The organism is Staphylococcus roterodami (assembly GCA_022493055.1).
GTDB lineage: Bacteria > Bacillota > Bacilli > Staphylococcales > Staphylococcaceae > Staphylococcus > Staphylococcus singaporensis.
In genome coordinates this window covers 1,579,392-1,601,861 of sequence record CP092781.1, presented here as the reverse complement: position 1 = coordinate 1,601,861, position 22,470 = coordinate 1,579,392, and the positions used below count along the sequence as shown (strand labels likewise).

Below are 22,470 nucleotides of genomic sequence, written 5' to 3'. Positions count from 1 at the left end.
CATAAATGATTGGTATAATTGGTGCCATGGAAGAAGAAGTTACAATATTAAAAAATAAATTAACACAATTAAGCGGGATTTCAATTGCACATGTTAAATTTTATACTGGCATTTTACAAGAAAAAGAAGTAGTGATTACCCAAAGTGGAATTGGAAAGGTTAATGCTGCAATTTCTACAACATTATTAATCAATAAATTCAAACCTGATATTATTATTAATACTGGTTCGGCAGGTGCACTAGATGAAAGTCTGAATGTTGGTGACGTGCTTATTAGTGATGATTTAAAATATCATGATGCAGATGCAACAGCATTTGGTTATGAATTTGGTCAAATACCACAGATGCCAGCTACTTTTGAATCAAGTAAATCTTTAATTGAAAAAGTATCTCAAGTTGTACAACAACAACAATTATCAGCTAAAGTAGGCTTGATAGTGAGTGGGGATAGCTTTATTGGTAGTGTAGAACAACGTCAGAAGATTAAAAAAGTATTTCCAAATGCTATGGCGGTTGAAATGGAAGCAACAGCAATTGCGCAAACATGTTATCAGTTCAAAGTACCGTTTGTTGTTGTGAGAGCTGTTTCTGACTTGGCAAATGGAGAAGCTGAAATTAGTTTTGAAGCATTTTTAGAAAAAGCAGCAGTATCATCTAGTCAAACAGTTGAAGCATTAGTTTCTCAATTATAAAAAGGTAAAGGTGAGTTAAATGGGTTTAGTTCGCAAGTTTTTTATGCCTAATTCATATGTTCAGTCTATATTTCAAATTGATTTAGATAAGTTAGTTGATAAAGGTGTGAAAGGTATCATAACAGATTTAGATAATACATTAGTAGGTTGGGATGTAAAAGAACCTACAGAACGTGTTAAAGCTTGGTTTAAAGAAGCTAATGAAAAAGGAATCACTATTACAATCGTGTCTAATAACAACGAATCACGTGTTGCGAGTTTTAGTAAGCACTTAGATATAGATTTTATATTTAGAGCAAGAAAACCAATGGGTAAAGCATTTGATAAAGCAATGACTAAAATGAATATTAAGCCGGATGAAACAGTTGTCATTGGAGATCAAATGCTTACAGATGTATTTGGTGGGAATCGTCGAGGATTATATACAATTATGGTAGTTCCAGTAAAACGTACTGATGGATTTATTACTAAGTTTAATAGGTTGATCGAAAGACGATTATTGCGTCATTTTAGTAAAAAAGGTTATATCACATGGGAGGAAAATTGATTGTCAGATATTTTAAAATGTATCGGTTGTGGTGCACCACTTCAATCTGAAGATAAAAATAAACCTGGTTTTGTACCAGAACATAATCTGTTCCGAGATGACGTGATTTGTAGACGTTGTTTCCGATTGAAAAATTATAATGAAGTTCAAGATGTAGGGTTAGAAAGCGAAGACTTTTTAAAATTATTATCAGGTCTTGCGGATAAAAAAGGTATTGTCGTTAATGTTGTTGATGTATTTGACTTTGAAGGGTCTTTTATTAATGCAGTCAAACGCATTGTCGGAAATAAAAAGATTATTTTAGCGGCAAATAAATTAGATTTATTACCGAAGCAAATTAATAAGCGTCGAGTTAAAGAATGGTTAAAACGAACTGCTAGAAAATATGGATTAGAAGCAGATGATGTCGTGTTAATTTCAGCAGAAAAAGGCTGGGGTATCGATGATTTATTAAGCTCAATTGCGAAAGTAAGAGAAAATGAAGATGTTTATATTGTAGGAACAACAAATGTAGGGAAATCAACGTTAATCAATAAATTAATTGAAGCAAGCGTCGGTGAGAAAGATGTAGTAACAACATCAAGATTCCCAGGAACAACTTTGGATATGATTGATATACCTCTAGACGAAACTTCATTTATGTTCGATACACCAGGAATTATCCAAGACCATCAAATGACTCATTTAGTGAGTGAAAAAGAATTGAAAATTATTATGCCTAAAAAAGAAATCAAGCAACGTGTTTATCAGTTAAATGAAGAACAAACATTATTCTTTGGTGGATTAGCGAGAATTGATTATGTATCAGGTGGCAAGCGCCCATTAGTTTGTTTCTTTTCAAATGAATTGAATATACATCGAACGAAAACAGAAAAAGCAAATGATTTATGGCGTAATCAATTAGGTGAATTATTAACGCCACCAAGTAATCCTCAAAATTTTGACCTTAATGAAGTTAAAGCTGTTAGACTTGAAACTGGTAAAGAAAAGCGAGATGTGATGATTTCTGGTCTTGGATTTATAACTATTGGACCGGGAGCAAAAGTTATTGTTCGTGTTCCTAAAAATGTCGATGTAGTATTAAGAAATTCTATTTTGTAAGGTGATTTAATAATGAAATTTGCAGTTATCGGTAGTCCAATTGAGCATTCCTTATCACCGTCGATGCATAATGCAAACTTTAAGACTTTAGGGTTAGACTATACTTATGATGCTCTAAATATTCCTATTGAGGATTTTCATTTAATTAAAGAAATTATTTCTAAAAAAGAATTAAATGGCTTCAATGTTACAATTCCACATAAAGAACGTATCATGCCATATCTAGATAGTATTGATGAACAAGCAATTAATGCAGGTGCTGTAAATACTGTTTTGATAAAAGAAGGTAAGTGGATAGGGTATAATACAGATGGTATTGGTTATGTTAAAGGTTTATACCAAGTTTATCCAGACTTAGAGAATGCGTATATTTTAATTTTGGGTGCAGGTGGTGCAAGTAAAGGCATCGCTTATGAATTATCTAAAATTGTAAAGCATAAATTGACAGTCGCGAATAGAACAATGTCTCGTTTTGAATCTTGGAATTTAGATGTGAATCAAATTACTTTAAACGATGCTGAAATGCATTTAGACGAATTTGATATTGTGATTAATACTACCCCAGCAGGTATGGCAGAAAATAATGAAAGTATTATCGAATTGAAGCATCTTTCTCAGAATTCATTAGTAAGTGATATCGTTTATATACCTTATAAAACACCAATCTTAGTAAAAGCAGAACAAAAAGGAAATTCTATTTATAATGGATTAGACATGTTTGTTTATCAAGGTGCTGAAAGTTTTAAAATATGGACAGGTAAAGAAGCTGATATTAACTGTATGAAATTAGCAGTTTTAGAAAAATTAAAAGGAGAATAACACTATGCTTACAGGCAAACAAAAACGATATTTAAGAAGTTTAGCACATAATATTGATCCTATTTTTCAAATTGGAAAAGGCGGTATCAATGAAAATATGATTCAACAAATTGATGATACTTTGGAAAATAGAGAACTAATTAAAGTTCATGTTTTACAAAATAATTTTGATGATAAAAAAGAATTAGCGCAAACATTAAGTGAAGCTACACATAGTGAATTAGTGCAAGTAATTGGTTCAATGATTGTTATTTATAGAGAATCTAAAGAAAATAAAGAGATTGAATTACCATAGCAATGAAGAAAATTGTACTTTACGGTGGGCAATTTAATCCAATTCATACTGCACATATGATAGTAGCTAGTGAAGTTTTTCATGAACTAAAGCCAGATGAATTTTATTTTTTACCTAGTTTTATGTCACCGTTAAAACAACACCATGATTTTCTTGATGTCCATCATAGATTAACGATGATACAGTTAGTGATTGATGAACTTGGTTTTGGGAAAATATGTGACTTAGAAATTGAACGAGGCGGTCAAAGCTATACTTATGACACAATAAAGGCATTTAAAGATTTACACAAGGAAAGTAAGTTATATTTTGTAATTGGGACGGATCAATATGATCAGTTGGAAAAATGGTATCAAATTGAAATCCTGAAAGAAATTGTGACTTTTATAGTTGTAAATAGAGGTAAAAATGTTCAAAATGTTGATAGCAATATGATTGCCGTTCAGATTCCAAGGGTAGATATAAGTTCTACAATGATAAGACAAAGAGTTAAAGCAAAAAAATCCATCCAAGTTCTTGTTCCTAAATCCGTTGAAAATTATATTAAGGGGGAAGGATTATATGAACATTGAAAAAGCTAAACGGCTTGCCAAAGAAAAATTGCCCGAAAAACGCTTCAATCATTCTTTAAGAGTGGCAGAAACAGCAGTTAAACTTGCTGATATTTATGATGGAGATGCTAATAAAGCAGAATTAGCAGGTGTCTTACATGATTTATGTAAGTATGATGACTTAGGAAAAATGTATCAAATTGTTAGACAATATGAATTAGGCAATGATTTACTAAGTTATGGTAGTGAAATCTTGCATGGCCCGGTATGTGCAGCGATTATGGAGCATGAATATGGTATTCATGATGAGGAAGTTTTGATGGCAATTAAGTATCATACTACAGGTCGTCAACAAATGACAAAAACTGAAAAATTGATTTTTATTGCCGATTATATCGAACCTGGAAGAACAATACCAGGAGTTGAGGATATCCGAGATATGGCATACAATCAAGGTAGTTTAGATAAAACAATTTATGAAATTTCTAAACGAACAGTATTATTTTTAATTCAAAAAGACATTACAGTATATAATAAGACAATTGATTGTTTAAATTATTACAATTATAGCGACGAAAGAATAAAGGATGATTAAATGAATTCACAAGAATTATTAACAATTGCAGTGAATGCAGTTGACAATAAAAAAGGCGAAGATATTATTTCATTAGAGATGAAAAACATTAGTGATATGACAGATTATTTTGTTGTAACCCATGGAAATAATGAGCGCCAAGTTCAAGCAATTGCTCGAGCTGTTAAAGAAGCGGCTAACGAACAAAATGTTGCAGTAAAACGTATGGAAGGTTACAATGAAGCACGCTGGATTTTAATTGATTTAGCGGATGTAGTAGTTCATGTTTTCCATAAAGATGAAAGAAATTATTATAATATTGAAAAATTATATCAAGATGCACCATTAGAATCTTATGGTCAGGTTGCGTATTAATTATGTCACAATATGCAGAAATGAGTTTAGTGTATGATCAATTAACACAAGATCAACCTTATGAGAAATGGTATGAACTTGTTGCAAATAATTGCGAGAATGGATCAAATATTTTGGACATTGGTTGTGGAACAGGGAGTTTGACTGTTCAATTAGTAAATTTAGGTCAAGTGACGGGCATGGATTTAAGCATAGATATGTTAACTGTTGCGTCTCAAAAATCAACAAGTGTTAATTGGATTGAAGGAGACATGACTTCTTTTGATTTGCAACAAAAATTTGATGTTATCACAATTTTTTGTGACTCTCTAAACTATTTGCAAGATGAGAATGCTGTAATTGAGACATTTAAAAATGTATATAATCATTTGAATGATTCTGGAGTATTTATGTTTGATGTACATACAGTACACAAAATGATGACATTGTTTAATAATCAAAGTTATATTGATAATAGGGACGGAATCTTTCTGGCATGGGATGCGATACAAGGTGATTTACCTTTAAGTGTGTATCACGATATGTCATTTTTCATACGAAATGAAGACCAAACATATTCTAGATTTGACGAGTCACATTTCCAAAGGACATTCGAAGAAGCAACTTATTTAAAATGGTTGACAGAAATTGGATTCAATCATATTAAAACTTTTACAGACTTTGATGAAAATGAACATAATGAACATGCAGATAGATTATTTTTTATTGTCAAAAAATAAAAGTAAAACCACTTGCTCAGCCGTGTATAAAGTTGAGGAGTGGTTTTGTTGTATCAATTTTTATTACGATATAAAGATTTTTTTAATCAATGGAAGGTCTACATTATAAGTGCTATAGTGTCATTTATTTTATTAGCAGGATTTATTTTCTGGCGACAAGATCATCAGTTACAAAATAATAAAGTTAATAATAATGATGCATCATTTAAACAGCTTAATACTTATAATAACAACACTAAATTAGTTGAAGATCAAAATAAAGATAGTGACAAACTCATTAAAAATAAAGGTCCTATATATGTAGATGTAAAGGGTGCTATTAAACATCCGAATGTTTATAAAATGTCACCTACGGATAGAGTGATTGATTTACTAAATAAAGCAGAGTTGTTAGAAGATGCAGATGTAAGTCAAATTAATTTATCCGAAAAATTAACAGATCAAAAAATGATTTATATTCCACGCAAAGGTCAAAAAAATATTGAATCACAGCTTGGAACAAATAAATCACAAGTTAATCAATCAAATACCAATGTCAAAGTGAATTTAAATACAGCCTCCGCTTCAGAGTTAATGTCAGTGCCAGGTGTGGGTCAAACTAAAGCGAACTCTATTATAGAGCATCGTAATCAGCAAGGTGCATTTCAAGATATTGAAGAGTTGAAGAAAGTAAAAGGTTTCGGCAGTAAGACTTTCGAAAAACTGAAATCATACTTTACAATATAATAGATTATTTTGATTGCAAATTTTATTTTTAGTGATTAATCTTATATTAATAGAAAAAGTAACTAAATTTTAAGTATGGAAGGTGAACATCTTGGAAAGAATCAAGTGGGAAGAATATTTTATGGCACAAAGTCATTTGTTGGCATTGCGATCAACTTGTCAAAGATTATCTGTAGGCGCAACAATAGTTAAAGATAATCGTATTATAGCTGGTGGATATAATGGCTCTGTAGCCGGTGAAGTACATTGTATTGATGAAGGGTGTTTAATTGAAGATGGGCATTGTATTAGAACGATACATGCTGAAATGAATGCTTTATTACAGTGTGCTAAACAAGGTGTGTCAACAGAAGGTGCTACCATTTATGTTACGCATTTTCCATGCTTAAATTGTACAAAGTCGATAATTCAAGCAGGAATTAAACGCATATATTATGCTGAAGATTATCATAATCATGAATATGCAACTAAATTATTAAAACAATCTGGTATCGAATTCAAAAAGATTCCATTTTCACCAGAATATGTTGCTAAATATTTGACTAAAGGTTAATTCATTGTTTTATATTGCTTTATCAATAATAGTAGGAGTGCTTTGGACAACCAACAAAGTGCTCTCTATATTCCTTTTTATTTTATTATTATTAATTGTTTTTCGAAAAAATAAAATTACATTTGCTCCTGCTTACCTCTTACTAATTATTATCTCCTCATGGTATTTAAATATTTCTCAGCTTCATTTATCAAATCATTTGAAATCTATCGAATCGAATCCACAAATTAACATGCGCGTCGTTATCACAACTATTGAGCGACAAAGCCATAATAGTTTCAAAGGGTTGTTAAAGTTAAATAATGAGACATACCCGTTCTATTTATCAGGCAATAAGACCGAAGTTGTATCTAATATTGAAAACTATAATTGTATTGTAAAAGGGAAATTTCAAATTAACGACAATAAATATATTTCTATTAAACTACTTAATATAAATAAGCAAAGTTGTTATAAAGTGGATAATAATAATTTGATAGAAAACCACAAGCGATTTATTATAAATCGAATACACAATTCAAACATAAATTATCCGAATCAAGTGATTGCTTTGATTACTGGTGATTCAAAACTAATCAGTGAGAAATATTTAGATCAAGTTAAAAATTTAGGTATATATCATTTACTTGCGGTTAGTGGTTCGCATATTGCTGCAATCGTCTTTTTAATTTATCAACCATTAATCCGTCTAAACATACCCATAATAGTCATTAAAACTTTTACTGTTTTTATACTGGTTTTGTTTGCAGAGTATACAAATTACGCACCGAGTGCAGTTAGAGCTATTATTATGACATGTATTATTTTAATAATACCTAGTCAAATTAGATTTAATGGTATAAATTTATTATCAACAGCTTTTACTATTATGTTTATTTCGAATCCTCAAATAATTTTCGATATTGGATTTCAATTTTCATTTATTATTTCATTTTGTATCATTTTATTATTACCTTTTATACAGAGATTATCGAAAATACAGTCATTATTGGTCATTACTTTTGTTGCACAATTAGCTTCTTTTATAATATCGATACCTTACTTCCATCAATTATAATGGATAGGATTTGTAACAAATCTTATTTTTGTTCCATACTATTCAATGATATTATTTCCTCTATCGATTATCTTCTTTATCGTCAGCCATTTTACTATTGAATTAACTCCCTTGAATTATTTAATTAATCTTAGCTTCGATTTTCACAATTGGTTATTATATTTATTTTCTAAAATAAATCATACGAATTTTTTAATTCCTCAAATAAATACGTGGACACTTGTTGTACTAATAATCTGCATTTTTTATATTTTGTGGTTAATAGCTAATAGGAAATTCAAATTAACTTTCATCTATACTATAGTTTTATTTTTGTTATTATTCGCATTTCCAACAAATCAACATCATAGAATAACGATGTTAAATGTAGGACAAGGAGATAGTATTTTATATGAAGCGGGAAATAATCAAAATGTGTTAATTGATACTGGAGGTAAAGTGATAACTGATAATGCTCAGAATAACTTTTCGATTTCCAAATATCATATTTTACCTACTTTAAATGAAAGAGGAATTAATAAATTAGAATATTTGATATTAACCCATCCTCATAATGATCATATTGGTGAAGTAGAATATATTATGAGTCACCTAAAAATAAAATATTTAGTGATTTATAGTAGTAGCTATAACGATAAAATGTTGTTATCTTTATCTAATTTATCTAAAAGATATAATGTTAAACTCTTAGATGTAAGACAAGTAGGAAATTTTAGAATAGGAGAAAGTGATTTTACTTTTTTAAATAGCTATATTCAGGGTAGCCAAGACAAAAATGAATATTCAATCGTTACTTTAATTAATTATCATAATAAAAAAGTATTATTAATGGGAGATGCAACAAAGAATAATGAAGAGATATTGCTGAAGAAATATCACCTACCAAAAGTTGATATTCTTAAAGTAGGACATCATGGAAGTAAAACTAGCAGTTCAGCACAATTTATTGAAGCCGTACAACCAAATATTAGCTTAATTTCATCTGGAAAAAACAACATATACCGTCTACCTAATAAAGAGGTAATAAATAGATTGAAAAGTTTTCATAGTCAAATTTATGATTCTCAATATAATGGACAAGTAACAATTGATTTAGATGAAAATTTAAAAGTTACGTTAAATTGAGTAAAATAAGTGATTAGTGTTTAATCGTTAAAACATGATATAATCTATTGATGTGTTAAACGTATGAAAGGGTGTAATGAATGAGCGACAATATTGTAGCTATTTATGGAGATGTACCTGAATTGGTTGAAAAGCAAAGTAAAGAAATTATTTCGCAATTTTTAAAAGATGATAGAGATGATTTTAACTTTGTGAAATTCAATTTATATGAAACAGAGATTGCACCAATTGTAGAAGAAACATTAACATTGCCTTTCTTTTCAGAAAAAAAAGCAATATTGGTTAAAAATGCATTTTTATTTACTGGTGAAAAATCACCGAAAGATATGACGCATAATGTAGATCAATTAATAGAGTTTATTGAAAAATACGATGGTGAAAATTTAATAGTTTTTGAGGTATATCAAAACAAACTTGATGAGAGAAAGAAATTAACAAAAACATTAAAAAAACACGCTAAGTTAAAGAAAATCGAACAAATGTCTGAAGAAGATATTAAAAAATGGATTCAAAGGAAACTAAATGAAAATTTTAAAGATATAAAGCGTGATGCGTTAGATTTATTTATTGAATTGACAGGTATCAACTTTAATATTGTTTCTCAAGAATTAGAAAAATTAATTTTATTTTTAGGTGACAGACCAACAATTAATAAGCAAGATGTTAATCAAATTATTAACAGAAGTTTAGAGCAGAATGTATTCTTGCTTACAGAATACATACAGAAAAGAAAAAAGGAACAAGCGATTCTTCTAGTTAAAGATTTAATTACTATGAAAGAAGAGCCTATAAAGTTACTTGCATTAATTACAAGTAACTATCGTTTGTTTTATCAATGTAAGATTTTAAGTCAAAAAGGATATAGCGGTCAACAAATTGCTAAAACGATAGGTGTTCATCCATATAGGGTCAAATTAGCTTTAGGTCAAGTAAGACATTACAGACTTGATGAATTGTTAAATATAATGGATGCTTGTGCAGAAACTGATTACAAATTAAAGTCATCTTATATGGATAAACATTTAATTTTAGAATTATTCATTTTATCTCTATAACATAAAAATAAAAGTTCAAGCATACGCTTGAACTTTTATTTAAAAAGATTATTTATTTGCAGTCATTAATTGTGATTTAATACGGTCAGCTTTGTTTGAATGTATTAAATTACTTTGAGCAGCTTTGTCAACTAACTTAACTGCTAAGCTTACTAATTCATTTTTATTATCAGCGTTATTTGAAACAGCTGTTTTTGCGTTTTTCACTGCAGTACGCATAGCACTCTTTTGTGAAATGTTGCGTGCTTCAGCTTTTTCAGTTGTTTTCACACGTTTAATTGCAGATTTGATATTTGCCATTTCTGTCACCTCCTAAAAGTGAGTTCATCTTATCAAATTTTTATTTGATTACAACAAGAAATATTTTAACAAAAGTCTAACCTTTGTGCAATCATTTATTTGATGGGGTTAGCTTAAATTTTACTTGATTCAATAAATTGTGTTGGAAACACAATCAATACGTTTTATAATTATAAGTACGTAACTTTAATATTAACATATCGTAAGTAGGTATATAAATAAAGATTGTTTTAAAATCATAGTTCATCGTTGATTATGGCGTTTGCATTTACCTTTTAAAAACGTTATTATATCAAAGATACGAATGATAATACGGGTTTATTTTATGAAAGTGAGAAGGATAAAATGGATAAAGAGCAACGCTTAAAAAGAAGAGAGAATATAAGGAATTTCTCAATAATAGCACATATTGACCACGGTAAATCTACACTAGCTGATAGAATATTAGAAAATACAAAATCAGTTGAAACAAGAGATATGCAAGATCAGCTTTTAGACTCTATGGATTTAGAAAGAGAACGTGGTATTACAATTAAATTAAATGCAGTTCGTCTAAAGTATGAGGCAAAAGATGGAGAAACTTATACATTTCATTTAATTGATACTCCTGGGCATGTCGATTTTACATATGAGGTGTCACGTTCATTAGCTGCTTGTGAAGGTGCTATCTTAGTGGTTGATGCTGCCCAAGGTATTGAAGCACAAACATTAGCAAATGTTTATTTAGCTTTAGATAATGAATTAGAGCTATTACCTGTTATTAATAAAATTGATTTACCTGCAGCTGAACCAGAACGTGTTAAACAAGAAATTGAAGACATGATTGGTTTAGATCAAGATGATGTCGTTTTGGCAAGTGCTAAATCAAATATTGGTATTGAAGAAATACTTGAAAAAATAGTTGAAGTTGTTCCTGCACCAGATGGTGATCCAGAAGCACCGTTAAAAGCATTAATATTCGACTCGGAATATGATCCGTATAGAGGTGTAATCTCTTCAATAAGAGTTGTTGATGGTGTAGTAAAAGCTGGTGATAAAATTCGAATGATGGCAACAGGTAAAGAATTCGAAGTAACAGAAGTGGGTATCAATACACCCAAACAGCTGCCAGTCGACGAATTAACAGTTGGAGATGTAGGTTACATTATTGCTAGTATTAAAAATGTTGATGATTCAAGGGTTGGTGACACTATCACATTGGCAAGTAGACCTGCATCAGAACCATTACAAGGGTACAAGAAAATGAACCCAATGGTATATTGTGGTTTATTCCCAATCGATAATAAAAACTATAATGACTTAAGAGAAGCATTAGAAAAATTACAATTAAATGATGCTTCGTTAGAATTTGAACCAGAATCATCACAAGCTTTAGGATTTGGTTATAGAACTGGATTTTTAGGTATGTTGCATATGGAAATTATTCAAGAGCGTATCGAGAGAGAATTTGGTATTGAGTTAATTGCTACAGCACCATCTGTAATTTATCAATGTATCTTAAGAGATGGTTCCGAAGTGACAGTGGATAATCCTGCGCAAATGCCTGATCGTGATAAAATCGAAAAAATATTTGAACCATACGTTCGCGCGACAATGATGGTTCCAAACGACTATGTCGGTGCTGTAATGGAATTATGTCAACGTAAGCGTGGTCAATTTATAAATATGGATTATTTAGATGATATTCGTGTAAATATTGTTTATGAATTGCCACTAGCAGAAGTAGTATTTGATTTCTTTGATCAACTCAAATCTAATACTAAAGGTTATGCATCATTTGACTATGAGTTTATCGAAAATAAAGAAAGTAATTTAGTTAAAATGGACATTTTATTAAATGGTGATAAAGTAGATGCATTAAGTTTTATAGTCCATAGAGATTTTGCATATGAACGTGGTAAAGCATTAGTAGAAAAGCTTAAAACACTAATTCCGAGACAACAATTTGAAGTACCTGTTCAAGCGGCAATAGGACAAAAAATAGTTGCACGTACGAATATTAAATCAATGGGTAAAAACGTTTTAGCTAAATGTTATGGTGGTGACATAAGCCGTAAACGTAAATTACTTGAAAAACAAAAAGCTGGTAAAGCTAAAATGAAAGCAGTTGGTAATGTAGAGATACCACAAGATGCTTTCTTAGCCGTATTAAAAATGGATGATGAGTAAAATTTAACAAGCTCTTATTTTTAATTACAAAAGTTGAATAGTTAAATTGAGGGTCTGGGACATAAGTGTTTCAGACTCTAATCTTTGCACTTACTAAGAAAAAGTGTTGTAAAATTACGATTTAATCAATAGTGGAAGATCAATATGAACACCTGAAATTATTCAAGTTGATATAGCCGTAGGAATTCCAGTATAAAAAGTGGGGCGTGAATATGACAGTAAAGAGTGCATATATACATATTCCTTTCTGTGTAAGGATATGTACATATTGTGATTTTAATAAATATTTTATACAGAACCAACCAGTAGATGAATACTTAGATGCATTAATAAAGGAAATGTCTACAGCAACATATAAAAATTTAAGAACGATGTATGTTGGTGGAGGGACACCAACGGCTTTGTCAATTGAGCAACTAGAAAGGCTTTTAATAGCTATACAGGACATTTTTACTATTACAGGTGAATATACGTTTGAAGCAAATCCTGACGAATTAACGAAAGATAAAGTTCAATTATTAGAAAAATACGGTGTGAACAGAATCTCGATGGGCGTACAAACTTTTAAACCTGAATTATTATCAATTCTAGGAAGAACACATAACACTGAAGATATTTACACTTCAGTGTTAAATGCGAAAAATGCAGGTATACAATCAATTAGTTTAGATTTAATGTACCATTTACCTAAACAATCAATTGAAGACTTTGAGCAAAGTTTAAATCAAGCACTTACTATGGATATACAACATATATCTAGTTATGGATTGATACTAGAACCTAAAACACAATTTTATAATATGTATAGAAAAGGACTTCTTAAACTACCAAATGAAGATTTAGGTGCGGATATGTATCAGTTATTGATGTCTAAAATTGAACGCTCCCCATTTCATCAATATGAAATATCTAACTTTTCATTAGATAATCATGAATCGGAACATAATAAAGTTTATTGGTTAAATGAAGAGTATTATGGATTTGGTGCAGGTGCAAGTGGATATGTAGACGGTGTTCGTTATACTAACATTAATCCTGTAAATCATTATATTAAAGCGATTAATAAAGAGAATAAAGCGATTTTAGTGTCAAATAAACCTACTTTAACGGAACGTATGGAAGAAGAAATGTTTTTAGGATTGCGTTTGAATGAAGGTGTAAATAGACAAAGGTTTAAAAATAAATTTGACCAACCAATTGAAAATGTCTTTGGTCAAACGATAGAAGACTTAAAAAATAGACAATTGTTAATAGAAAAAAGTGATTCAATTGCATTATCAGCACGTGGAAAAGTCATTGGCAATGAGGTTTTTGAAGCTTTTCTTATAAATGATTAAAAAAATTTGAAATTTCGAGCCTTTAACATTGACTTACTTTGACCAATTTGTTAAATTATAATTAGCACTTGAGATAAGTGAGTGCTAATGAGGTGGAAAACATGATTACAGATAGGCAATTGAGTATATTAAACGCAATTGTTGAGGATTATGTTGATTTTGGTCAACCCGTTGGTTCTAAAACACTAATTGAGCGGCATAACTTAAATGTAAGCCCCGCTACGATTAGAAATGAGATGAAGCAACTTGAAGATTTAAACTATATCGAAAAAACACATAGTTCTTCAGGTCGTTCACCATCACAATTAGGTTTTAGGTATTATGTCAATCGTTTACTTGAACAAACATCTCATCAAAAAACAAATAAATTAAGACGATTAAATCAATTGTTAGTTGAGAATCAATATGATGTATCTTCTGCATTGAGCTATTTTGCAGATGAATTATCAAATATATCTCAATATACAACTTTAGTTGTTCATCCAAATCATAAACAAGATATTATCAATAACGTGCATTTGATTCGTGCTAATCCTAATTTAGTAATTATGGTTATTGTATTTTCATCAGGTCATGTTGAACACGTACATCTTGCTTCAGACATACCTTTCAGTAATGATAAATTAAATACAATTTCAAATTTTGTTACGAATAAATTAACAGAGTTTAATCGTAATCATCAAGATGAAATAGTGTCTTTTGTTCAATCAGAACAAGAAGAAAAATTTATCAATAAATTATTGAATACGATGAATAACCATATTTCAAATCAAAGTAATAGCATTTATATGGGTGGAAAGGTTAAACTTATTGATGCATTGAATGAAACAAATGTATCTTCAATTCAACCGATTTTACAATATATAGAATCAAATAGAATAACAGAATTATTGCAAGATATATCTTCACCAAATATTAATGTAAAAATTGGAAATGAAATTGATGACAGCTTAAGTGATATATCAATTGTTACTAGTCAATATCATTTTGATGAAACGTTAAAAGGTCAAATTGCAATAATTGGACCAACAGCTATGCATTATCAAAATGTCATTCAATTATTAAATAGAATTTGGTAATGATGGATTAGAAGAGTATTGGAGGGCAGAAAATGACAAATAAAGACGAATCAGTTGAGAAAAACACTGAATCAACAGTTGAAGAAACAAACGTCAAGAACAATAACGATGATTCAGTTGAAAAAACTGAAGAAAGCAAAAGTCATTTACAAGATGAAGCAATAGAAGAAACGTCTGACGAGAATGTTATTGAAGAAATAGATCCGAAAGATCAAAAAATTGACGAACTTCAACAATTAGCAGATGAAAATGAAGAAAAATATTTAAGACTTTACGCAGAATTTGAAAATTATAAGCGTAGAATTCAAAAAGAGAATGAAATAAATAAAACATATCAATCGCAACGCGTGTTAACTGATATATTACCAGCAATTGATAATATTGAACGTGCACTTGAAATAGAAGGTGAAGATGAAACGTTTAAATCACTTCAAAAAGGTGTTCAAATGGTTCATGAAAGTTTAATTAACGCGTTAAAAGATAATGGTCTTGAAGTTATCAAAACTGAAGGTGAAACGTTTGATCCAAATATTCACCAAGCTGTAGTTCAAGATAACAACCCAGATTTTGAATCTGGAGAGATTACTCAAGAGCTTCAAAAAGGTTATAAACTTAAAGATAGAGTTTTAAGACCATCAATGGTTAAAGTAAACCAATAAGGCATTATTGGCGAAACGACATTGCTATAAATTAATTTAATTATTAAATGGAGGAATTTTATTATGAGTAAAATTATTGGAATAGACTTAGGTACAACAAATTCATGTGTAACTGTATTAGAAGGCGATGAGCCAAAAGTAATTCAAAATCCTGAAGGTTCTCGTACAACACCATCTGTAGTAGCATTTAAAAATGGTGAAACACAAGTAGGTGAAGTTGCTAAACGTCAAGCAATCACTAACCCAAATACTGTACAATCAATTAAACGTCATATGGGTACAGATTATAAAGTTGACATTGAAGGTAAATCATACACTCCACAAGAAATTTCAGCTATGATTTTACAAAACTTAAAAAACACTGCTGAAAGTTATTTAGGTGAAAAAGTAGATAAAGCTGTTATCACAGTACCTGCATACTTTAACGATGCTGAACGTCAAGCAACAAAAGATGCTGGTAAAATTGCTGGTTTAGAAGTTGAACGTATTATTAACGAACCAACTGCTGCGGCATTAGCTTACGGTTTAGATAAAACAGATAAAGATGAAAAAGTACTTGTATTTGACTTAGGTGGCGGTACATTTGACGTATCTATTTTAGAATTAGGCGACGGTGTATTCGAAGTTCTTTCAACTGCTGGTGACAACAAACTTGGTGGGGATGACTTTGACCAAGTAATCATTGATTATTTAGTGGCTGAGTTTAAAAAAGATAATGGCGTTGATTTATCTCAAGATAAAATGGCATTACAACGTTTAAAAGATGCTGCTGAAAAAGCTAAAAAAGACTTATCTGGAGTATCACAAACTCAAATCTCATTACCATTTATCTCAGCTGGTGAAAATGGTCCATTACACTTAGAAGTTAACTTAACTCGTTCTAAATTTGAAGAATTATCAGATTCTTTAATTAGAAGAACAATGGAACCGACACGCCAAGCAATGAAAGATGCTGGTTTAACTAATGCAGATATCGATGAAGTTATTTTAGTTGGTGGTTCAACACGTATTCCTGCTGTACAAGAAGCAGTTAAAAAAGAAATTGGTAAAGAACCAAATAAAGGTGTAAACCCAGATGAAGTAGTAGCAATGGGTGCTGCAATTCAAGGTGGCGTAATCACTGGTGATGTTAAAGATGTTGTATTACTAGACGTAACACCATTATCTTTAGGTATTGAAATTTTAGGTGGACGTATGAATACGTTAATTGAACGTAACACTACAATTCCAACTTCTAAATCTCAAATTTACTCAACAGCTGTAGATAACCAACCTTCAGTTGATGTACACGTTTTACAAGGTGAACGTCCAATGGCTGCTGACAATAAAACGCTTGGTAGATTCCAATTAACTGATATTCCACCAGCAGAACGTGGTAAACCTCAAATCGAAGTAACATTTGATATCGATAAAAACGGTATTGTAAATGTAACTGCTAAAGATTTAGGTACTAATAAAGAACAAAGAATTACTATTCAATCAAGTTCTTCATTATCAGATGAAGAAATCGATCGTATGGTTAAAGATGCTGAAGTTAATGCTGAAGCAGATAAAAAACGTCGTGAAGAAGTTGACTTGAGAAATGAAGCAGATAGCTTAGTATTCCAAGTTGAAAAAACATTAACTGATTTAGGCGAAAATATTAGCGAAGATGATAAAAAATCTGCTGAAGAGAAAAAAGATGCACTTAAAGCGGCATTAGAAGGTCAAGATATTGAAGATATCAAAGCTAAAAAAGAAGAACTTGAAAAAGTAATTCAAGAATTATCAGCTAAAGTTTATGAACAAGCTGCACAACAGCAACAACAAGCGCAAGGTGCAGATGCTGGTAAAAATAATGATAGCACTGTAGAAGATGCAGAATTTAAAGAAGTAAAAGACGACGACAAAAAATAATTAAATACCCAATTTTAATATTGTGTCGTTATGATCTAAAAGTCAAAGTCAATAGAACATTGGCTTTGGCTTTTTATTTGGATAGTGAGACGGTTTACGATAAACTATATTAGTTAATTAAGAAAAGGAGAGATAGCTGTGGCCAAAAGAGATTATTATGAGGTGTTGGGTGTAAATAAAGATGCCTCAAAAGATGAAATCAAAAAAGCGTATCGAAAGCTTTCAAAAAAATATCATCCGGATATTAATAAAGAAGAAGGTGCAGATGAAAAGTTTAAAGAGATTTCTGAAGCCTATGAAGTCCTAAGTGATGATAACAAACGTGCGAATTATGACCAATTTGGCCACGATGGTCCTCAAGGTTTTGGTGGTCAAGGATTTAATGGCTCTGACTTTGGCGGTTTTAGTGGCTTTGGCGGTGGCGGCTTTGAAGATATCTTTAGTTCTTTCTTCGGTGGCGGCAGACAAAGAGATCCAAATGCGCCTCAAAAAGGTGATGATCTTCAATATACGATGACACTTACATTTGAAGAGGCTGTATTTGGCACAACTAAAGAAATATCAATACGTAAAGATGTAACTTGTGAAACATGTCATGGTGATGGTGCAAAACCAGGCACAAGCAAAAAGACATGTAGCTACTGTAACGGTGCAGGTCATGTAGCTGTTGAACAAAATACTATTTTAGGAAGAGTACGTACAGAACAAGTTTGTCCTAAATGTAATGGAAGTGGTCAAGAATTTGAAGAAGCTTGTCCGACTTGTCATGGTAAAGGAACTGAAAATAAAACAGTTAAACTAGAAGTTAAAGTACCTGAAGGCGTTGACAATGAACAACAAATTAGATTAGCTGGTGAAGGTTCTCCTGGTGTAAATGGTGGTCCAGCAGGTGATTTGTATGTAGTATTTAGAGTTAAACCTTCTGAAACTTTCAAACGTGAAGGAGATGATATTTACTACAAATTAAATATCAGTTTCCCACAAGCAGCTTTAGGCGATGAAATTAAAATACCTACATTAAATAATGAAGTTGTGTTGACAATTCCAGCTGGGACACAAACTGGTAAACAATTCAGATTAAAAGAAAAAGGTATTAAAAATGTTCATGGTTATGGTTATGGTGACTTATACGTAGACATTAAAGTGGTTACACCAACTAAGTTGAATGATAAACAAAAAGAACTAATGAAAGAATTTGCCCAAATTAGTGGCGAAGAAATTAGTGAACAACCTTCGAATTTTAAAGATAGAGCAAAAAGATTCTTTAAGGGAGAATAAAGCATGAATTGGACAGAGCTTTCAATTATTATTAATCACGAAGCAGTAGAATTGGCTACAAACATATTAGAAAATCATGGTTCAAATGGTGTTGTAATAGAAGATTCACATGATTTAATCAATCAACCTGAAGATAAATACGGAGAAATTTATGCCTTAAAAAAAGAAGATTATCCGGACAAAGGCGTGAGATTAAAAGCCTATTTTAATGAAATGACTTATGATAAAAATTTGCGTCAACAAATTAAGGATGATCTTTTAAATATAGATGAACTTGATCAACAGCTTGTTCAATTTAATGAGCAGGTTATTGCTGAGACTGATTGGGAGAATGAATGGAAAAATTATTTCCATCCATTCCGAGCATCGCAAAAGTTCACCATTGTACCAAGTTGGGAAACATACACTAAAGAAGTTGAGGATGAACTTTGTATTGAACTAGATCCAGGTATGGCTTTTGGTACAGGGGATCACCCAACAACAAGTATGTGTTTAAAAGCAATAGAAACATATGTATCACCAAAACATTCAGTCATAGATGTCGGTACAGGATCAGGTATTTTAAGTATAGCTAGTCACTTAATTGGTGTTAAACGTATTAAAGCGTTAGATATTGATGAAATGGCAGTTAGTGTAGCTAAAGAAAACTTTAAAAGAAATCATTGTGAAACGTTAATTGAAGCTGTTCCAGGTAATTTGTTGAAAGATGAAACTGAAAAGTTTGACATTGTAATAGCAAATATTTTAGCGCACATTATTGATGAAATGATTGAAGATGCTTATAATACTCTAAATGAAGGCGGATATTTTATTACTTCTGGTATTATAAAAGAGAAGTATGAAGGTATACAGTCACATATGGAGCGTGTAGGTTTTAAAATTATTTCAGTACAACATGACAACGGATGGGTTTGTCTTGTTGGTCAGAAAGCGAGTGAATAATGTGCAACGTTATTTTTTAAACCAAAACGCTGATGAAAGTCAGCGTTTTTTTATTACAAAAAAAGAAGATATACATCATATTACTAACGTAATGAGAAATTCAGTTGGTAACAAAATTATTTTAACTTTTAAAGATCAAAGTGTTTATACTTGTGAAATTGTTGAAATATCGAATGAAGGTATTACAGTATCGCTACTTGAAAAACAAAATATTAATACAGAATTGCCGGTTGATGTAACAATATGCAGTGGATTGATTAAAGCAGATAAATACGAGTGGTTGTTACAAAAAGCTACAGAATTAGGTGCATCATCATTTATAGCTGTTAGCATGGAACGTTCAATTGTTAAATTAAATGATTCAAAGGTTGCTAAAAAATTAGAACGTTGGCAGAAGATTATTAAAGAAGCTGCTGAGCAGAGTTATCGTTTAGCAATTCCTTCTATTCAATTCGAGTCGAATTTAAACATGATTTATGATACTATAGATAATTATGACTATGTTCTTATTGCATACGAAGAACAAGCTAAAGATGGTGAATTGAGCAATTTCAAACAAACATTACAGCAGTTCAAACCTCAGGATAAAGTGTTAATGATATTTGGTCCTGAAGGTGGTTTGTCAGAAAGAGAAATTGCTATATTTAATAATTCAAGTACAATAGTTGGGCTTGGACCAAGAATTTTACGGGCAGAAACAGCACCATTATACGCTTTAAGCGCAATAAGTTATGAAAAAGAATTGATGGGGTGAATATTTATGTCAACAGTTGCGTTTCACACTTTAGGTTGTAAAGTAAACCATTATGAAACTGAAGCGATTTGGCAATTATTTAAAGAAGCTAATTATGATCGTGTTGATTTTGAAACAAATGCAGACGTATTTGTGATAAATACTTGTACAGTAACTAATACTGGAGATAAAAAAAGTCGTCAGATTATTAGACGTGCGATTAGACAAAATCCAGATGCTGTTATTTGTGTAACTGGTTGTTATGCACAAACGTCATCTGCTGAAATTATGGAAATTCCTGGTGTAGATGTTGTGGTTGGTACACAAGATAGACATAAACTTCTTGGGTATATCGATGAATTCCGAAAAGAAAGACAACCAATCAATGGTGTCGGAAATATAATGAAAAACCGTAAATATGAAGAGTTAGATGTGCCATATTTCACTGATAGAACACGTGCCTCTTTAAAAATTCAAGAAGGATGTAACAATTTCTGTACATTTTGTATTATTCCATGGGCACGTGGTTTGATGCGTTCAAGAGACCCAGAAAAAGTAGTTGAGCAAGCGACTCAACTTGTTAATTCTGGATATAAAGAAATAGTATTAACAGGTATCCATACTGGTGGATATGGCCAAGATTTAAAAGATTATAATTTAGCTCAGTTGCTACGTGACCTTGAAACGATAAATGGATTGGAACGAATTCGTATATCATCGATTGAAGCAAGTCAACTTACTGATGAAGTGATTGATGTATTAGAACACTCAACGAAAGTTGTGCGTCATCTGCACATTCCATTACAATCTGGTTCAGATACCGTATTAAAACGTATGAGACGTAAATATACAATGGAACGTTTTTCAGAGAGATTAACGAAATTGCATAAAGCTTTACCAGACTTGGCTGTTACAAGTGACGTAATTGTTGGTTTCCCTGGAGAAACTGAAGCAGAATTTCAAGAAACATATGATTTTATTGTGAAACACAAGTTTTCTGAATTACACGTGTTCCCATATTCACCTAGAATTGGTACGCCAGCAGCTAGAATGGATGATCAAATTGATGAAGAAGTTAAGAACGAACGAGTTCATAAATTAATTACTTTGAGCAATCAATTAGGTAAATTATACGCTTCTAAGTTTGATCAAGATGTACTAGAGGTTATTCCAGAAGAACAGGGAGATGTTTCGGGTACATTAGTTGGATATGCAGATAATTATATGAAAGTGCAATTTGAAGGTGATGAATCACTAATCGGTCAAATTGTTAAAGTAAAAATAACGCAAGCAAATTATCCGTTAAATCAAGGTCAAGCTATTAAAGTCGTAGATTTCGCAACAAATAAATCTGATAGAGAAGTTTTAGTATAACTTGATAACACACATGACTTATTTTAATGGGTGAGTTAGATAATACCTAGTGTAGGTTTTTCAAATTGAAAATGCACTATATAATCAACTCTTCTCATTAAATAAAATATTTAGAGATTTTTAGAACGAAATATGAAAGTCTTTGTGATTTTGATGTGAAATATGTTTCAAATAAAAAACAATTTACTAATTGACCATAAATTACAGATATATTATACTTATAAATGCATAGTTTTACTGTGCAATTGACTATAAAGTTCCGTTGATATTTGGAGGGAGGGAAATACAGATGTCTAAAACAGTAGTACGTAAAAATGAATCACTTGAAGATGCGTTACGTAGATTTAAACGTTCAGTTTCTAAAAGTGGAACAATCCAAGAAGTACGTAAACGTGAATTTTACGAAAAACCAAGCGTAAAACGTAAAAAGAAATCAGAAGCTGCACGTAAACGTAAATTCAAATAATTAATACCTCTGTTGACTCCCTCAACACGAATATTAATTATATAAAGT

23 protein-coding genes and 1 pseudogene are annotated in these 22,470 nt (G+C 31.0%); 23 read left to right on the top strand and 1 reads right to left on the bottom strand.

What is annotated here, in order from left to right:
* Positions 1–5: 5 nt before the first annotated feature.
* The 13 genes and pseudogenes from mtnN (at position 6) to holA (ending at position 10,189) form a co-directional block, all read left to right on the top strand.
* A complete protein-coding gene (gene mtnN / locus ML436_07760; GenBank protein UMT77096.1) occupies positions 6–692 on the top strand; it encodes a 5'-methylthioadenosine/S-adenosylhomocysteine nucleosidase in 687 nt (228 codons plus the stop codon).
* Between the two features lie 19 nt (positions 693–711).
* Positions 712–1,239: a YqeG family HAD IIIA-type phosphatase gene (locus ML436_07755; GenBank protein UMT77095.1), complete on the top strand. Its 528-nt coding sequence runs from the start codon at positions 712–714 to the stop codon at positions 1,237–1,239.
* Positions 1,240–2,340 carry a ribosome biogenesis GTPase YqeH gene (gene yqeH, locus ML436_07750; GenBank protein ID UMT77094.1) on the top strand — a complete coding sequence of 367 codons (1,101 nt, stop codon included), beginning with the start codon at positions 1,240–1,242 and terminating at the stop codon, positions 2,338–2,340.
* Between the two features lie 12 nt (positions 2,341–2,352).
* The gene (gene aroE / locus ML436_07745) at positions 2,353–3,159 is read left to right on the top strand and encodes a shikimate dehydrogenase (protein UMT77093.1); all 807 of its coding nucleotides are present in this window, start codon (positions 2,353–2,355) and stop codon (positions 3,157–3,159) included.
* Positions 3,160–3,163: 4 nt separating this feature from the next.
* Entirely contained in the window at positions 3,164–3,454 is a 291-nt protein-coding gene (gene yhbY / locus ML436_07740) for a ribosome assembly RNA-binding protein YhbY (GenBank protein UMT77092.1), read from the top strand.
* Between the two features lie 2 nt (positions 3,455–3,456).
* Entirely contained in the window at positions 3,457–4,026 is a 570-nt protein-coding gene (gene nadD / locus ML436_07735) for a nicotinate (nicotinamide) nucleotide adenylyltransferase (GenBank protein UMT77091.1), read from the top strand.
* Positions 4,016–4,600, top strand: coding sequence for a bis(5'-nucleosyl)-tetraphosphatase (symmetrical) YqeK (gene yqeK, locus ML436_07730; GenBank protein UMT77090.1), 585 nt, complete (start codon positions 4,016–4,018; stop codon positions 4,598–4,600). The genes nadD and yqeK overlap by 11 nt, the downstream gene beginning before the upstream one ends.
* Positions 4,601–4,954, top strand: a complete 354-nt coding sequence (rsfS, locus tag ML436_07725) for a ribosome silencing factor (protein ID UMT77089.1) — start codon at positions 4,601–4,603, stop codon at positions 4,952–4,954.
* 2 nt (positions 4,955–4,956) lie between these two features.
* Positions 4,957–5,673: a class I SAM-dependent methyltransferase gene (locus ML436_07720; GenBank protein UMT77088.1), complete on the top strand. Its 717-nt coding sequence runs from the start codon at positions 4,957–4,959 to the stop codon at positions 5,671–5,673.
* A 48-nt stretch (positions 5,674–5,721) separates the two neighbouring features.
* The gene (locus ML436_07715) at positions 5,722–6,399 is read left to right on the top strand and encodes a helix-hairpin-helix domain-containing protein (GenBank protein ID UMT77087.1); all 678 of its coding nucleotides are present in this window, start codon (positions 5,722–5,724) and stop codon (positions 6,397–6,399) included.
* Positions 6,400–6,490: 91 nt separating this feature from the next.
* The gene (locus ML436_07710) at positions 6,491–6,952 is read left to right on the top strand and encodes a ComE operon protein 2 (protein ID UMT77086.1); all 462 of its coding nucleotides are present in this window, start codon (positions 6,491–6,493) and stop codon (positions 6,950–6,952) included.
* Positions 6,953–7,184: 232 nt separating this feature from the next.
* Positions 7,185–9,134 (top strand): annotated as a pseudogene (locus tag ML436_07705) (DNA internalization-related competence protein ComEC/Rec2).
* 80 nt (positions 9,135–9,214) lie between these two features.
* On the top strand, positions 9,215–10,189 hold the full coding sequence (gene holA, locus ML436_07700; protein UMT77085.1) for a DNA polymerase III subunit delta: 975 nt from the start codon (positions 9,215–9,217) through the stop codon (positions 10,187–10,189).
* A 48-nt stretch (positions 10,190–10,237) separates the two neighbouring features.
* Here the strand turns inward: holA and rpsT are convergent, their stop codons facing one another.
* Positions 10,238–10,489, bottom strand: coding sequence for a 30S ribosomal protein S20 (rpsT, locus tag ML436_07695; GenBank protein UMT77084.1), 252 nt, complete (start codon positions 10,487–10,489; stop codon positions 10,238–10,240).
* Between the two features lie 345 nt (positions 10,490–10,834).
* Between rpsT and lepA the strand changes: the two genes are divergently transcribed.
* The 10 genes from lepA (at position 10,835) to rpsU (ending at position 22,422) form a co-directional block, all read left to right on the top strand.
* Positions 10,835–12,658, top strand: a complete 1,824-nt coding sequence (gene lepA, locus ML436_07690) for a translation elongation factor 4 (GenBank protein UMT77083.1) — start codon at positions 10,835–10,837, stop codon at positions 12,656–12,658.
* 212 nt (positions 12,659–12,870) lie between these two features.
* Complete coding sequence (gene hemW, locus ML436_07685) at positions 12,871–13,995, top strand: radical SAM family heme chaperone HemW (GenBank protein ID UMT77082.1); 1,125 nt, start codon at positions 12,871–12,873, stop codon at positions 13,993–13,995.
* A gap of 101 nt (positions 13,996–14,096) precedes the next feature.
* Positions 14,097–15,074, top strand: coding sequence for a heat-inducible transcriptional repressor HrcA (hrcA, locus tag ML436_07680; GenBank protein UMT77081.1), 978 nt, complete (start codon positions 14,097–14,099; stop codon positions 15,072–15,074).
* 32 nt (positions 15,075–15,106) lie between these two features.
* Complete coding sequence (grpE, locus tag ML436_07675; protein UMT77080.1) at positions 15,107–15,733, top strand: nucleotide exchange factor GrpE; 627 nt, start codon at positions 15,107–15,109, stop codon at positions 15,731–15,733.
* 63 nt (positions 15,734–15,796) lie between these two features.
* On the top strand, positions 15,797–17,629 hold the full coding sequence (gene dnaK, locus ML436_07670) for a molecular chaperone DnaK (protein ID UMT77079.1): 1,833 nt from the start codon (positions 15,797–15,799) through the stop codon (positions 17,627–17,629).
* 138 nt (positions 17,630–17,767) lie between these two features.
* On the top strand, positions 17,768–18,907 hold the full coding sequence (gene dnaJ, locus ML436_07665) for a molecular chaperone DnaJ (protein UMT77078.1): 1,140 nt from the start codon (positions 17,768–17,770) through the stop codon (positions 18,905–18,907).
* Between the two features lie 3 nt (positions 18,908–18,910).
* Positions 18,911–19,849 (top strand): 50S ribosomal protein L11 methyltransferase, encoded by a 939-nt coding sequence (prmA, locus tag ML436_07660; protein ID UMT77077.1) that lies wholly within the window; start codon positions 18,911–18,913, stop codon positions 19,847–19,849.
* Position 19,850: 1 nt separating this feature from the next.
* The gene (locus ML436_07655; protein ID UMT77076.1) at positions 19,851–20,603 is read left to right on the top strand and encodes a 16S rRNA (uracil(1498)-N(3))-methyltransferase; all 753 of its coding nucleotides are present in this window, start codon (positions 19,851–19,853) and stop codon (positions 20,601–20,603) included.
* A 6-nt stretch (positions 20,604–20,609) separates the two neighbouring features.
* The gene (mtaB, locus tag ML436_07650) at positions 20,610–21,956 is read left to right on the top strand and encodes a tRNA (N(6)-L-threonylcarbamoyladenosine(37)-C(2))-methylthiotransferase MtaB (GenBank protein ID UMT77075.1); all 1,347 of its coding nucleotides are present in this window, start codon (positions 20,610–20,612) and stop codon (positions 21,954–21,956) included.
* A 289-nt stretch (positions 21,957–22,245) separates the two neighbouring features.
* Complete coding sequence (rpsU, locus tag ML436_07645) at positions 22,246–22,422, top strand: 30S ribosomal protein S21 (protein UMT77074.1); 177 nt, start codon at positions 22,246–22,248, stop codon at positions 22,420–22,422.
* Positions 22,423–22,470: the final 48 nt, after the last annotated feature.